The sequence below is a fragment of the Chryseobacterium sp. PCH239 genome, from assembly GCF_018924625.1.
Lineage (GTDB): Bacteria > Bacteroidota > Bacteroidia > Flavobacteriales > Weeksellaceae > Chryseobacterium > Chryseobacterium cucumeris.
The window spans coordinates 2886445-2902267 of the sequence record NZ_CP073027.1; the positions used below are offsets into that span (position 1 = coordinate 2886445).

General features: G+C 37.9%; 10 protein-coding genes. All 10 read left to right on the plus strand.

The features are described 5' to 3' along the window. Positions 1-173 precede the first annotated feature (173 nt). The 10 genes from KBP46_RS13410 to nadC all read left to right on the plus strand — a co-directional run bounded on the left by KBP46_RS13410 (position 174) and on the right by nadC (position 15617). Positions 174-779, plus strand: a complete 606-nt coding sequence (locus tag KBP46_RS13410) for a M48 family metallopeptidase (RefSeq protein ID WP_216443465.1) — start codon at positions 174-176, stop codon at positions 777-779. A 167-nt stretch (positions 780-946) separates the two neighbouring features. Continuing rightward, entirely contained in the window at positions 947-3019 is a 2073-nt protein-coding gene (locus tag KBP46_RS13415) for a T9SS type B sorting domain-containing protein (RefSeq protein ID WP_062673354.1), read from the plus strand. A 99-nt stretch (positions 3020-3118) separates the two neighbouring features. Continuing rightward, on the plus strand, positions 3119-5266 hold the full coding sequence (locus KBP46_RS13420; protein ID WP_228432337.1) for a T9SS type B sorting domain-containing protein: 2148 nt from the start codon (positions 3119-3121) through the stop codon (positions 5264-5266). A gap of 154 nt (positions 5267-5420) precedes the next feature. Then, positions 5421-7010, plus strand: coding sequence for a replicative DNA helicase (gene dnaB, locus KBP46_RS13425; RefSeq protein ID WP_062673350.1), 1590 nt, complete (start codon positions 5421-5423; stop codon positions 7008-7010). Between the two features lie 69 nt (positions 7011-7079). Continuing rightward, the gene (gene rnhA / locus KBP46_RS13430; protein WP_062673348.1) at positions 7080-7556 is read left to right on the plus strand and encodes a ribonuclease HI; all 477 of its coding nucleotides are present in this window, start codon (positions 7080-7082) and stop codon (positions 7554-7556) included. Positions 7557-7721: 165 nt separating this feature from the next. Then, positions 7722-9980 carry a T9SS type B sorting domain-containing protein gene (locus KBP46_RS13435; RefSeq protein ID WP_216443466.1) on the plus strand — a complete coding sequence of 753 codons (2259 nt, stop codon included), beginning with the start codon at positions 7722-7724 and terminating at the stop codon, positions 9978-9980. 155 nt (positions 9981-10135) lie between these two features. Next, the gene (locus KBP46_RS13440) at positions 10136-12394 is read left to right on the plus strand and encodes a T9SS type B sorting domain-containing protein (RefSeq protein WP_062673343.1); all 2259 of its coding nucleotides are present in this window, start codon (positions 10136-10138) and stop codon (positions 12392-12394) included. Between the two features lie 122 nt (positions 12395-12516). Further along, a complete protein-coding gene (locus KBP46_RS13445; RefSeq protein WP_034691525.1) occupies positions 12517-13143 on the plus strand; it encodes an NAD(P)H-dependent oxidoreductase in 627 nt (208 codons plus the stop codon). Between the two features lie 29 nt (positions 13144-13172). Further along, entirely contained in the window at positions 13173-14744 is a 1572-nt protein-coding gene (nadB, locus tag KBP46_RS13450) for an L-aspartate oxidase (RefSeq protein WP_062673341.1), read from the plus strand. Positions 14745-14756: 12 nt separating this feature from the next. Beyond that, a complete protein-coding gene (gene nadC / locus KBP46_RS13455) occupies positions 14757-15617 on the plus strand; it encodes a carboxylating nicotinate-nucleotide diphosphorylase (RefSeq protein ID WP_216443467.1) in 861 nt (286 codons plus the stop codon). Positions 15618-15823: the final 206 nt, after the last annotated feature.

Below are 15823 nucleotides of genomic sequence, written 5' to 3' on the forward strand. Positions count from 1 at the left end.
TTAAACCAGAAATATTCATCAAAACTATATATATCTTTACGATCTTCATATAATTTAATCAACAGAATAAAATACCACATTTAAAACCAATATGTTACTTTCATTAAATATATCTCAAAATCTTTAATTTAACGTTAATAATTTTTTATATTTGCTTCATAAAATATCCCCCTATGACTAAACTTTTACTAATTTTGAGCTTTCTCATAACAGGTTCTCTGATGAATGCTCAATTCTTTTCAGACCAAACCTTACAACAATCTGTTTTACAATTCAATAATGCTAAAACAGAAAATGACTATGATATGCTTTTTTCTAAGTTTTCACAAGCTAAAACTTCAGAAAAATGGCAGGCTAATTACTATGCAGCAGCAGCATTGTATCTTAAAACCAATTTCCTTTTAAAGAATAGTCCGAACAGCCCTCTTGGAGAACCTAATGAATCTGCCAGAAAACTTGCAATGCAGGCTCTTGCTTCGGAAAAAAATAATGGAGAGGTCAATCTTCTTCTTGCTCTTATTCATTTTCAGAAAATAAGAATAAAAACAGCTGCAGATCCTCAAAAGGAACTAAAAACGGCTACAGGCTTTATGGCTAAAGCGGAAACAACTTTAAAGAATAATCCAAGACTTTCTTTTTTAAAAGCGGAAATAGCTGAAAAACAAGGGAACAAGACAGAAGCTATAAAGTTCTATCAAAAAGCAGCCAAAGAATTTGAAATGTCAGACGCCTCATCAAGTTCACCTACTTGGGGAAAACAGCTGATCGGAACAAATTAACAGAAAAAAAATGTATGATCTCCCGAGTAAATTGGGACGATCAGTTTTTTTTAATACGAAAACCTGAAAATTCATTGAATATTTTGATAAACAGTATTTTGTATCAGATAAAACAGCATTTTTTAATAATTAAACACATTTAATATTTGTTTTAAAAATTAATTCTCATGAAAAAAACATTACTTGTTTTATTACTCATATTTTCACATATTTTATTTGCACAATCAGATTGTGGCACTGCAATGGCAGTCTGCGGTAACTCTGACATTTCATATACACCAGGCGGGCATGGAGACATTGCAGAAAACCTGGGTGGATGTTTAACTTCTAACGAGAAGTACTCCGTATGGTATTCTTTTACCATCGCTACAGGAGGAACCCTTACTTTCGAAATCATCCCTAACGACCAGGGAGATGATTATGACTTTGGAGTATATGGACCCAACAAATCTTGCGGAAACCTAGGAACTCCTATACGTTGTTCTTATTCCGGACTAAGTGGAAATACAGGTCTTAATATGACCGCTACTGACCTTAGTGAGGATGCAACAGGAGATAAATGGGTAAAATACATGGATGTACTGCCTGGTCAGACTTACTATATCATTGTAAATAACCACAGAGAAACAGCTAACGGATTCAAATTATCATGGGGTGGAACAGCTACTTTGTCTTCTCCGTTCACTGATCCGAATATACAACCTCATCCATTTATCCCACCGGGAATTCCAGGAGCTAATCCTGCTGACCCAAGAGAAGTAGTGATCTGCTCAAATCCGGCGACTTTTGATTTCGCATCATTATCCGCAGGAATTCTTAATGGTAACCCTAACTTCAACATTAGCTACCACACAAGTCAGAATGATGCTTTAACAGGTAACAACCCTCTTGTTGGACCTCAAACAGTTACTCCTGTTGGAGTTTATTTCTACAGTATCAACTATACTGACCCGACTAACCCCAACAGCCCTATTAATAAATGTAGACAGACTGGTAAATTTAAATTTAAAGATGGTACAATCACCGCTACCGATGTAACGCTGACAAGCTGTAATAACAACAATGCAGGTACGGCAACGTATGATCTTACCACTGCTGCAGTTTTTGCTGATCCAACGGCAACTAAAAAATACTATTACACATTATATGATCTGAATAACTCAATCAATGAGATCACCAACATCTATCAGTTTGTTTCTGCTGAAGGTAAAATATATGTAAAAGTAACTTCTGCATTTGGATGTAGTGATATTGCAGAAATTACCCTTAAATTCTATCCGCAAATCATTGCAAAAGATGCTGAATTGAGATCATGCTTTATTGAAGCCAATCCTTCAACAGCTTTATTCAACTTGGATAATGCTGCTGTAATTACACCACAGGCAGGGATCACTAAAAAATACTTCCCTTCACTAACAGACGCAATAGATGAAACCAACCAAATTTTAAATGCTAATTATATTGCACCAAGCGGCTTAGTATATGTAAGAGTATCCGACACCAGAGGATGTTATGTAGTGGTAAAAATTGGTTTAACTGTAATTGCTCCAGTAACATCCAGTGTTCTGAAAGACAAAATTATCTGCATGGAAGACACGACCACTTTAGATGCCGGACCTGGATTCAAAAGCTACGAATGGAGCACAGGAGCAACAACACAGTCTATTAAAGATGTAGGAGTAGGCGTTTACTGGGTAAAATTGAAAACAGGTGAATGTGTTGCCACTCAAAAGGTAACCGTTTATCCTTCTGAGCAACCAGTTGTAACAAATATCGACATTAACAATACTACATTGACAATCAATGTTATTGGAGGAACACCGGATTATCAGTATTCTATGGATAAGATTCTATGGCAACCTTCTAATGTATTCTCCAATGTAGCAAGAGGAACTTACAAAGTCTATGTAAAAGATGCTTATGACTGCGAGCCAATTGAAGTTGCAGTAGTGGTTCCTAACCTTATCAATATGATTACTCCAAACGGAGATGGTGTGAATGACGTAGTGGATTATTCTGCTATGGCTGATAAACAGAATCTTATTTTGAGTATCTTTGACAGATATGGAACAAAAATCCACCAGGGAGACAAATCCAATGGTTATAAATGGGATGGTAAAATTGGTGGCAAGAACATACCAACAGGTACCTACTGGTATTCTGTAACATGGAACGAGAATGACAAAAAGAATACTCCTTTCAAGTTTTCAGGTTGGATTGTTGTAAAAAACAGAGAATAAAACACCACAATATAAAAAGCCGCTTTGGCGGCTTTTTCTTTTACAAATAATGATAAAAATTTATTGATTTCAAGTTTGTTTAACAAAAAAGTTTTAACAATGAAAAAAATATTACTTCTTTTTATTTTATTGATAGCGCAAATGGCCTATTCACAGTCAGATTGTGTCACAGCAATTCCCATCTGTGGTAATTCTGACATTTCATACACCCCTTCGGGCCCGGGGAATATAATAGAAATTCTTAACCAAAACGGTGGATGCCTCAGTACCAATGAAAGATATACAGTTTGGTACACTTTTACAGTATCCACACCAGGAACACTGGCATTTACAATAAAACCTAACGATCAGGATGATGATTATGATTTTGCAGTTTACGGACCAACAGCTAACGGCTGTGCTTCGTTACAGAATGCGGATCACGTTTTCATACAACCCATAAGATGTAACTATAGCGGCACTTCAGGAGATACAGGTCTCGATCTGACTCTTGCTCCACCAGCCGTATTCCCTACCAATCCACCAGGTGTTACATCCAGTATGAACAATGGTAAATGGAGTCCCTATATGGATGTATTGGTTGGCCAGACTTATTATCTGGTTATTGACAACTTCAGTAGATCCGTTAATGGTTTTTCTTTAGAATGGACAGGAACGGCAAGCTTAAGTTCTGCATTTAACGATCCTGTTCTTTCGCCTAACCCATTTATCGCGCCTGGAATTCCGGGAGCAGCTCCTAATGATCCTAATCAGGTAATGGTTTGTGCGCTGCCTACCCAGTTTGATTTCACAACGTTATCTGCAGCAATTATTAATGGTAACAGCCCGAACTTCAAGGTTACTTATCACAAAACAACCAACGATGCCCTTACAGGACAAAATCCACTTACGGTAGCCACTGTAGACGGAGTTACAACATATTATTACAGAATTGTGTATCAGGATCCCACCAATCCGAGCAACCCTATCAACGGATGTTTCATAACCGGAAAGTTCAAGTTTGTGAATGTGGGTATTTCTGCCAATTCGGCTACTTTATACTCCTGTAACAACAACGGAGCAGGTACTGCAAAATATAACTTAACAACAGCCAATGTATTTGGAGGAGCCGGAGCAACCATTAAGTATTATGCTACGGTTGCGGATATGAATGCTGAAATTAATGAAATTACAGATCCTACCAACTACGTTTCTGCTGAATCAACCGTATATGTAAAAGTAATTTCTTCTTTCGGATGTATCGCAACTACTACTATCAGATTATTATTCTACCCATCAGTTGTACTGAAAGATGCTGTACTTCAAAACTGTTATATTGATAATGACGTTACCCGTTCAACATTTGATCTTTCCAAGGCTGACATCGGAGTAGCTGTTCCAACACCTACCGGAACTACCATTAAATATTATACAACTGTAGCTGATGCTAAAGCACAGACAAACCCTATTATAGCAGCATTAAACTATCTTTCAGAAAGCAAAACAGTATATGCAAGAGTAGATAATGACAAACAGTGTTATTCAATTGCTAAAATAGAACTGATTGTATTGCCTCCGGTAAAATCAGCGGTATTAAAAGATAAGACAATTTGTGCTGAAGCCAAAACCTCTTTGGACGCAGGACCTGGATTTGTAAGCTACGAATGGAGCACAGGTGAAACTACACAATCTATCAACAACGTAGGAGTTGGGGTTTATTGGGTAAAACTTCAGACCGGAAAATGCTTCACACTTCAGGAAGTACGTGTACATCCAAGCCTTCAGCCAGTGGTTTCAGGAATCGAAATTACCAACAACAACATCACAGTAACAGCTTCAGGGGGAGTTCCTCCTTATAAATATTCTATTGATGGTGTTAACTGGCAGGACTCCAATGTATTCACAGGACTTCCTAGAGGAGAAAATACGATATATGTAAAAGATACTTATAACTGTACGCCTATTCAGGTAACCGTGACTGTCCCTAATCTTATCAACGCGATTACTCCGAACGGAGATAATGTAAATGATGTTATTGATTACTCAGCATTAGCTTACAAGAAAAACCTTATCTTCATTGTATATGACAGATATGGAAACAAACTTCATGAAGCTAACAAAATGAATAACTTCACTTGGGACGGAACAGCATTTGGTAAGAAAATCCTAACCGGAACTTACTGGTACACGATCTCGTGGAACGAAAACAATAAAGACAATACCGAAACCAAATATTCAGGATGGGTATTGGTAAAAAATAAAGAATAAGTTTTACTTCATCTTTTTGAAAAATCACCTCAGACTGAGGTGATTTTTTTTATCAACAAGTCCAACCTCCTGTTTACAGCATTTTACGAAAGACTGCTAATAATTTGTTGAATACTATTTTTTTATTATTTTTTAAATAAACTATCTTTGCATCATGGCGCAGAAAGAAACATTATCATCCCTGACACACGGAAACTTTGCAAAAGAATTGTCTATTGCGGATGGAAAAATGCCTCCCAATGCAGTGGACTTTGAAAGACTGGTTATCGGAACTTTTTTGATTGACAAAAAAGGTCTTGACCATTCCATTGACCTTCTTACTCCGGAGGTGTTTTATGATCCCAGACATCAGGTCATCTTTTCTACTATCTTAAAATTGTATGAAGGCAACCACCCGGTAGACTTAATGACGATTATTCAGGATTTAAAAAAAGAAGACAAACTGAGTCAGGCAGGTGGTGATCACTACATCATTGATCTTACAATGGGAGTAAGTTCATCTGCCCATATCGAATATCACGTACGTGTTATTCTTGAAAAGTATATTTTAAGAAGTCTTATTAATGTTTCTGCTAATGTTATTGATTCTTCTTACAAGGAATCGACAGATGTTTTTGAACTTCTGGACAAGGCAGAGCAGTCTTTCTTCGAGATTACCAACGGAACGATTAAGAAAGGATTCGATACTGCCAACTCATTGGTAAAACAAGCCATTGATACCATTAAATCTTTAAAAGATAAACAAGGACTTTCCGGAGTTCCTTCAGGATTCAGAGATGTGGATAAGGAAACCGGTGGTTGGCAGAATTCTGACCTTATCATTATTGCAGCCCGTCCCGCGATGGGTAAAACAGCATTCCTGCTTTCCATGGCAAGAAATATTGCAGTAGGGCACAAAATTCCTATGGCTCTGTTCTCTCTCGAGATGGCCTCGGTACAGCTTATCACCAGAATGATTGCTTCCGAAACGAGAATCTCTTCAGAAAAGTTAAGAAAAGGAACCCTGGATGATGAAGAATGGCAAAGGCTATTCTCAAATGTATCTGAATTGGAAAACGCTCCTTTATATATTGACGAAACCCCTTCCCTTTCCATATTCGACTTCCGTGCAAAATGCAGAAGACTGGTAATGCAGCATGGAGTAAGACTTATCATGGTCGACTACCTTCAGCTGATGACCGCAGGGAGTAGCAGCGGAAAAGGAGTTGGAAACCGTGAACAGGAGATTTCCATGATTTCACGTTCATTAAAAGCGATTGCAAAAGAACTTAACGTACCTGTAATTGCCCTGTCACAGCTTTCAAGAAGTGTGGAAGCCCGACCTGGAAAAAGACCTCAGCTTTCAGACCTGAGGGAATCCGGAGCAATTGAGCAGGATGCAGATATCGTATCTTTCATCTTCAGACCGGAGTATTATAAAATTACGGTTTGGGATAATGACGAGGAAGGACAGGAAACTTCTACAGAAAACCAGGCCGAACTGATCATTGCAAAACACAGAAATGGTGCTACAGCAGATGTAAGATTATCATTCCTGAAACATTTTGCAAAATTCGGTGATATTGAAGCAGCGTTTGACAGTGGTGCCGGAGGAGGATATCCTTCCAACTTCGGAGAGCCAAGCGGATTTGACAAGATCAAAACAACGATCCAGCCAGGAGCAGCATTTGATCTTCCGGATAGTTCAAAACTTTCAGGGTCTTCCATGAATGACTTTGATGACGATGATGACTTCCCTTTTTAAGCAAAGATTAAAATTCAGATCAATTCAGTTTAATTTTACAGTCAATACATCAATTATTAAAAAGCAGATTTGAGAATCGAAATTTATACGGACGGAGCTTGCAGCGGAAACCCGGGAAAAGGCGGATATGGAATTCTTATGCGCGTTCCTGAAAAAAATTACCAGAAAACATTTTCCAAAGGTTTTAGAAAAACCACCAACAACAGAATGGAGCTTCTGGCGGTCATCACTGCATTGGAAAAACTGAAATCTACAGAAAATGACATCCATGTGTATACCGACAGTAAATATGTATCTGACGCTATCAACCAAAACTGGATTGCCGGATGGATCAAGAGAGGCTGGAAGAATGTAAAAAACCCTGATCTCTGGAAAAAATTCATTGAACTCTACAACAAACACAACCCGAAAATGCATTGGGTAAAAGGTCATGCCGGACATTTTGAAAACGAACTTTGCGATAAATTAGCCGTAGCAGCAGCCAGTTCCTCAGATCTCGAAATTGATACCTATTTTGAGAGTTTAGATAACAATTCCTTATTTTAATTTAATTAATACAAATACGTATTAGCTACTGCAATATTCAGCATTATATCATAATTTATAGTATTTTTTTAAAATATTATTAAAATTTAAGCAAGATTAACATTAAATACATATTATTTAATTGGGATTTAATATCTTTACATATTAATCTAAGTCCCATTATAAATGAATAAAAATCTATTATTGTATTTATCTGTTTTCTTACTCTGTATAGCTGGAAAGTCCTTCGCTCAAACTTATCAGCTTATCGGAAATCCAGTGAATACTACCGGATGGACGATGGTCTCCCCTACTCAGGTAAACACAGATTTTATTCAGCTGACCCCGGATACCAACAACCAATCCGGTTCTATCAGGCTGAATGACCCCATTAATTTAAAATATTGCGACAAATGGAGAGTGGAATTTGATTTCAGGATGGATTCCAACCAAACCTCCAATGGAGATGGAATTGCCTTCTGGTACCTTGCCAACCCTCCGGTAGCCAGTGTATTAGGCTCAGGACTTGGAGTATCTCAAAATGCTGTAGGACTTGTTGTAGGACTTGACACTTATAACAATACCACCACTGCTACCATGAGTAAGGTACACGTTGGTTATGGACTTGTTCAAAACACCACTGACAGCAATAACGTCGAATTTTTCAATGTTCCCGGAAGTTCTTTCCACTCTCCGGATCTGAATACTACACAGCCTTTTCAGGGAACAACTTTTAAACACGTTGAAGTAACGGCACAGGTAGATCCTGCAGCTCCTACCAGCTGGATTATAAAAATAACAATAGACGGTAATGTAATTTGCAATCAGTCTTTTGCGCCTTCAGGTGCTGCTGCTGCAATGACTGTAGGATATTTTGGTTTTTCAGCTTCTACAGGAGGTGCAAGATCCAGACATTCCATTAAAAATGTAAAAATTTATACGGATAAGGTTCCTATTTTACAGAATTCGGCAACACAGTCATTCTGTCCTAATCCTACAACCGGATACGGATCCGTAAACCTGACTTCTTTCAATTCACAGTTTGTCAGCAATCCTTCCAATTATACATTTACCTATTATCCATTTGGAAGCTCCACACCTATTGCGAATCCTACCAATTATCAATTCAATGCTAACTCAACAGTAACAGTTGTTATTAAAGATAATGCAGGACTACTTTGTGATAACCCGGATGGTAAAATTTTATTGGTTCTTGCTCCTTTCAAAGCGGAAGACAAAACGATTACGGTATGTAATAATAACAAAGCAGGAACAGCAGCTTTCAATCTGAATACAGCAGCGGTGACCAATGTTCCGGGAGTTACAAAAAAATATTATAAAACGTTAGCAGACCTCAACGCCGATACGAATGAGATTCAAAATCCTGACAACTATCTATCTGCTCCCGGAGCTGTTTATGTAAAAGTAACAACTCCTCAGGGATGTACAGGTTCAGCAAAAATTACCCTTGCATTCTATCCGGACACCCCTGTGAAAGAAGCTACTCTAAGATCATGTTTCATTGAAAATAACATTACGAGTGCTATCTTTAACTTGACAACCGCAGATGTTACTACTTTAGGAGCAGGCACTGCAAAAAAATACTACACATCCATCGCCAATGCTTTAGACGGTACCAACGAAATTATGAATCCTCTCCAGTATTTATCTACAAGTACTGCAGTGTACGCTAAAGTGACAGACGCCACCGGATGCTTTAATATTGCTAAAATCAACCTTATTGTATTACCACCTGTAACCTCTTCTGTTCTGAAAGACAAAATCATTTGTATCGGAGAAAAAACAGATCTGGATGCAGGACCTGGATTTGACGGCTATGAATGGAGCACCGGAGCAACAACTTCATCTATCAAAGATGTAGGCGTTGGTAGTTATTGGGTAAAATTGAAAACCGGCAACTGTATCACTACGCAGACTGTCAATGTAAAAGCATCTGCAAATCCGGTGATTTCCAGCATTGATATTGACAACAACACCATAACAGTAAATGTAGCAGGCGGAACTCCTCCGTATCAGTTTTCTCTGGATGGAATGAACTGGCAGCCTGGCAACATATTCACAGGTTTAGCAAGGGGCGAAGTAAGAGTTTATGTAAAAGATTTTTACAATTGCACACCTGTTGAAGTTCAGATTACTGTTCCTAACCTGATCAATGCTATCACTCCAAACGGCGACAACGTGAATGATTTCATTGATTACTCAGCACTGGCTTACAAGAAAAATCTGATATTTATTGTTTACGACAGATATGGCAACAAATTGTATGAAGCCGGAAAAATGAGAAACTTTACATGGGACGGAACTGCTTCCGGTAAAAAAGTTCTTACAGGAACTTACTGGTACACCATTTCATGGAACGAAAACAACAAAGACAATACTGAAACTAAATACTCAGGCTGGGTATTGGTTAAAAACAGAGAATAAAATTACTATCAGAAACTACCTCATTTGGGGTAGTTTCGGTATTAAAAAACAGGATTTGCCCAACCAGATTGAGGCCGGACGCTGCTTATCATCAACAATGTAAACACAAAAACAATTTTATATCAAAAAAACAATAACATCATAATCCATCCACTATGAAAAAAGATATACTCATTTTTTTACTGACTATCTTATTATGCCTGCCGGGAAGATTTCTTTCGCAAACCTATCAACTTACCGGAAATCCTGTCAATACGACAGGCTGGGATCTGGTCTCTGACGCTATAGTAAGCGGAGACTTTGTAAGACTTACCACTGATCAAACCAGCAGATATGGAGCTGTAAAATTATCCACTCCTATTACCTTAAGCTATTGTGATAAATGGAAAGTGGAATTCGATTTCAGAATTGACGGAAACGGAACCACTCAGTTTGGAAAAGGAGACGGCTTTACTTTCTGGTATCTTGCCAATCCGCCAACAGGATTTGTATCAGGAGGAGGTCTGGGAATTCCTGCCAATGCTTCAGGGCTCATGGTTGGTTTTGATATTTTCAACAATACCACTGAAGGCCAGATGAGTAAAGTTCACATTCTTTATGGTACCAATAACACAGCAGGTAATAATATCGAATTCAACACCACTCCGGGAAGCACATTCCACTCTCCGGACCTTATTGCTACCCAGCCGTTTGTAGGAGACACCTACAGACACGTTGAAGTAAATGGCGAAACAGACCTTACCAACCCTACAAACTGGATTATCAAAGTAAGAATAAACGGAGTTCTTATCGTAGATCAGTCTTTTGCTCCTTCCGGAGGAGCAGTGGGAATGTCACAGGGATATTTTGGTTTCTCTGCAGCAACCGGAGGTGCCAGTGCAAGACATTCTATTAAAGACGTTAAAGTATATGTAGATAAAGTTCCTATTTTAAGCAATACCATAACTCCATTTGTTTGTACAAATCCAGCTACCGGAAATGGTACAGTAGACCTTACTTCTTATAATTCTCAATTTGTAAATAATCCCGGAAATTATATTTTCACTTATTATGTATTGGGAAGTTCTACTCCTATTGCCAATCCTACAAGTTTCCAGTATTCCGGAAATACAACGATTAAGGTGGTGGTAAAAGATCCTACGTCTACTCTTTGTGATAATGGTGATGGTGTTATTCAGCTTAACCCTACGCCATTCGCAGCAACAGATGCTACTCTTAGCGGATGTAATAACAACAATGCAGGAACAGCAACCTTTGACCTCAATACTGCTGCTGTAACAACTGTTGCCGGAGTTACCAAAGAATTCTATCCTACTTTATACGACCTGAATAACGGTACGAACCAGATAACAAATCCTTCTGCCTATGCTTCTGCTGCAGCAACAATATATGTAAAAGTAACCACACCTCAGGGTTGTGTCAGTACTTCTAAAATTACACTGAATATTTACCCTGTAGTAGTTGTTAATGACGTTGAACTCAAATCATGTTTCATTGAAACCAATCCATCTATGGCTTCTTTTAACCTTACAGGAGCTGTTGTTTCCCAGGGCGGACTGACAAAAGAATATTATCCATCGTTGACAGATGCTATCAGTGGAACTAATGCCATCTCAACTCCGGCAGCATACATTGCTCCTAATGGAGTTGTTTATATTAAAGTTTTTAATGGAAATGGATGCTATTCTATTGCTAAAGTTACTTTAACTGTAATACCTCCTGTTTATTCAAGAACTTTACTTGACAAGACAATTTGTATTGAAAACACCACAACATTAGATGCGGGAGCCGGATTCAAAAGCTATGAATGGAGCACAGGAGCAACCACACAATCCATCAAGAATGTAGGAGTAGGTACTTACTGGGTTAAACTGAAAACCGGAGATTGTATTGCCACACAAAAAGTAACAGTATATCCTTCCGACAATCCTGTTATTACCACGGTTGACATTTCTGGAAGTACGGTAACAGTATATGCTAACGGTGGAACTCCTCCTTATCAGTATTCTATGGATAATATCAACTGGCAGGATTCCAATGTGTTTACCAATATTGCAAGAGGAGAAGCTAAAGTATATGTAAGAGATGCCTATAATTGCGTTCCTGTTGAAGTTAATATTACAGTACCGAATCTTATTAATATAATTACACCTAATGATGATGGAATCAATGATTTTGTCGATTACTCCGCATTAGCCAATAAACAAAATCTGGAAATTGCCATCTTCGACAGATATGGTTATAAAATGTTCCAGGCCGATAAAACCAATGGCTACAAATGGGCAGGAACTACCAATGGACATAAAAAAGTCCCTACAGGAAACTATTGGTATTCTGTTTCATGGAATGAAAATAATAAAAACAGTACTCCGATAAAATTCTCAGGCTGGATTGTTGTAAAAAACAGAGAATAATTACACGTTCCACTACATCAAAAGAATCACCCCGCCGGTCGGGGTGATTTTTTTGTATGAACAGGCAGGAGATATTTCATTTTAAAGACTCTTTATTCATATTCAATTCTTAAATTTGTCGTATGAATTATTTGGAAGCTTTAAGCAGAAGATATTCTGTAAAAAAATTCAATCATCAGATTATTCCTCAGGAAACTCTTCACAACATTCTTGAGTCAGGAAAGCTGTCTGCCAGTTCGCTGGGACTTCAGCCTTATAAAATTGTGGTTGTTGAAAGTGAAGAGATGAAACAGAAATTAATTCCTGCTTTTTATAATCCATCTCAGATTTCCACCTGTTCTCATCTTATTGTTATTATTTCAAAAAAAGTGATAGAAGAGAACTATATCCGAGGGTATTTTAATCATATTTCTGAAGTAAGAAATACTCCTATGGAAACACTGGACCCTTTCAGAAACAGCATTAATCAGCATATCAACCAGAAAACACATGATGAAATTTTCAACTGGGCAGAAAAACAGTCTTATATAGTATTGGCCAATCTTATGTATGCCGCCGCTATTGAAAATATAGATTCCTGTCCGATGGAAGGCTTCCGTCAGGATCTTATAGAAGAAATTCTGAATACCGACCCTGAAACAGAAAAAGTAACTGTTACCCTCGCTTTAGGTTACCGTTCTGAAGAAGATCACTTCCAGCACATGAAAAAAGTAAGAAAACCAAACGAAAAATTGTTTAAATTTATTTAATCTTAAACGATTGTACCTAAAGCCAGCATATGATAAAAGCGGATGTATTAGTAATTGGTTCCGGCATTTCCGGACTTTCCTATGCCATTAAAGTTTCTGAACAGCACCCTGATGCCAAAATCATTATTGTAACCAAGTCTGACGAAGACGAAAGCAATACCAAATATGCACAAGGCGGTCTCGCTGTCGTTACAGATTTTCAAAATGACAATTTTCAAAAACATATTGACGACACGATGCGTGCCGGTGACGGAGAAAATAAACGTGATGTCGTAGAGATGGTGGTAAGAGAAGCTCCTGCACGATTCAATGAAATTGTAGAATGGGGAGCACAGTTCGATATGAAGAACGGCAAATTCGCTTTAGGAAGAGAAGGCGGTCATACTGAAAACAGAATCGTCCATCATAAAGATATCACAGGTTTTGAAATCGAAAGAGCTTTGCTGGAAACAGCCAATAACAGCCCGAATATTGAAATTCTTGATCATCATTATGTCATTGACATCATTACTCAGCACCACGTTCCGGGAAAAGAACTTAATGAAGGAGACATCCACTGCTACGGGGCTTATATTCTGGATGAGAAATCCAAAACCATCAAAAAAATTACTTCTAAAATAACACTGGTTGCTACAGGAGGTGCCGGACATGTTTATAAAAATACTACCAATCCTACAATTGCAACCGGAGACGGAATTGCTTTCGTTGCCCGTGCCAAAGGAAAGGTTTCCAATATGCAATATTACCAGTTCCACCCAACCGCTCTTTACAGCAAAATGGATGGAATGTTGTTTTTAATTTCAGAAGCCGTTCGTGGAGATGGAGCAAAATTAAGAACCAAAAGAGGTGAAAAATTCATGCATAAATATGATGAACGTGAAGAATTGGCCTCAAGAGATATTGTTGCAAGAGCCATCGATGCCGAAATGAAAATTACCGGAGACGAATTTGTTGGCTTGGATTGCAAGGAAATGAACCATGAAAAATTCTTAGAACATTTCCCGAATATTTATAAAAAATGCAAAGACGAAGGAATTGATCCTTTCACTCAATTGATTCCTGTCGTTCCAGCCTGCCATTATCTGATGGGTGGAATTGAAGTAGACAGGGACGGACAGTCTTCCATCAGAAATCTTTTTGCAGTAGGAGAATGTACCAACTCAGGACTTCATGGCGCCAACAGGCTTGCTTCAAACTCACTTCTTGAAGGCTTGGTTTTCGGTCATAATGCAGCTATGAAAACGGTAGATCTTCTTAATGAAAACAATTTCAACTTTGATGATCTGAAAGCCGTTCCGGAATGGAATGAAGAAGGTATGAAGATCATGGACGAAATGGTTATCGTCAGCTATCTGAGAAAACAACTTCAGGAAATGATGAGTGATCTTGTTGGTATTGTAAGAAGTAACAGACGTCTGAATATGGCACTTCAAAAACACCAGGAAATTGCAGCCGCTGTGGATGAAATCTACCACTATTCCATTCTTTCACCACAACTTTCGGAATTAAGAAACTTAACAACTGTTGCGCACCTCATCATTACCCAGTCTATGGAAATGACAGAGAATAAAGGAGCATTTTATAATAAAGATTTAGCTTAAAAGCATAATATAATGAAAAGACCAGCATACGTTACAGATAAAGCATTAAAAACATTCATAAAAAACGCACTTGAAGAAGATATTCAGGATGGAGACCACTCTACCCTATCTACTATTCCACAGGACCTTGTACAAAGTGCTAAGCTTTTAGTGAAACAGGACTGTATTCTTGCAGGTGTTGAATTGGCAGAAATCATTTTCAAGACATTTGACAAAAATCTTAAAGTGGAAGTTTTCATTAAAGATGGAACTCCCTGTAAATTCGGAGACGTTGCCCTTACTGTTACAGGAAGTGCAAGATCCATCCTTTCTACTGAAAGATTTGTTCTTAACTGTATGCAGAGAATGAGTGGGATTGCCACCCTTACCCATGAATGGGATTCCAGATTAGTAGGTACAAAAACTAAACTTTTAGATACAAGAAAAACAACTCCCAACTTCAGAATGTGCGAAAAATGGGCGGTAGCTATTGGCGGCGGAACCAATCACAGATATGGTCTTTATGATATGATTATGCTGAAAGATAATCATATTGATTACAACGGAAGCATTACCAATGCCGTGGCAATGGCAAAAGATTACGTTAAAAAGAATAAGAAAAAGTTAAAAATAGAGGTTGAGACCAGAAACCTTGAAGAAGTTCAGGAAGCCATTAACGCAAACGTCGACAGAATCATGCTCGATAATATGGATGTAAAAACAATGAAGGAGGCTGTAAAAATGATCAATGGCTCTTGTGAATCTGAAGCCTCGGGAGGAATTACCCGCGATATGCTGAAAGAAATTGCATCCACAGGCGTTACCTATATCTCTGTAGGAGCCCTTACACACTCTGCTGAGAATATAGATCTGAGTCTCAAAGCAGTGAAATAGCGTTGAATTTTTAACAAAAACACCCCCACTTTGTTAAAAATTCAATAACATGACTTTTTTCATACAAAAATTCAATTTTTAGCCATAATATTGATTTTTAACACTTTAACATTATTAAGACTTATTAAAAATTAACATTGAGTTAATAATAGTTAAATTTTATTTTGCGAATTTTGCAGAAAATTAAATCTAATTATTACTAACGA

Excerpts from the sequence above, each read along its gene's own strand:
- dnaB (WP_062673350.1), top strand. The coding sequence starts at position 5,421 with ATGGCGCAGAAAGAAACATTATCATCCCTGACACACGGAAACTTTGCA.
- KBP46_RS13445 (WP_034691525.1), top strand. The coding sequence starts at position 12,517 with ATGAATTATTTGGAAGCTTTAAGCAGAAGATATTCTGTAAAAAAATTC.
- KBP46_RS13440 (WP_062673343.1), top strand. The coding sequence starts at position 10,136 with ATGAAAAAAGATATACTCATTTTTTTACTGACTATCTTATTATGCCTG.
- nadB (WP_062673341.1), top strand. The coding sequence starts at position 13,173 with ATGATAAAAGCGGATGTATTAGTAATTGGTTCCGGCATTTCCGGACTT.
- KBP46_RS13435 (WP_216443466.1), top strand. The coding sequence starts at position 7,722 with ATGAATAAAAATCTATTATTGTATTTATCTGTTTTCTTACTCTGTATA.
- KBP46_RS13415 (WP_062673354.1), top strand. The coding sequence starts at position 947 with ATGAAAAAAACATTACTTGTTTTATTACTCATATTTTCACATATTTTA.
- KBP46_RS13420 (WP_228432337.1), top strand. The coding sequence starts at position 3,119 with ATGAAAAAAATATTACTTCTTTTTATTTTATTGATAGCGCAAATGGCC.
- KBP46_RS13410 (WP_216443465.1), top strand. The coding sequence starts at position 174 with ATGACTAAACTTTTACTAATTTTGAGCTTTCTCATAACAGGTTCTCTG.
- nadC (WP_216443467.1), top strand. The coding sequence starts at position 14,757 with ATGAAAAGACCAGCATACGTTACAGATAAAGCATTAAAAACATTCATA.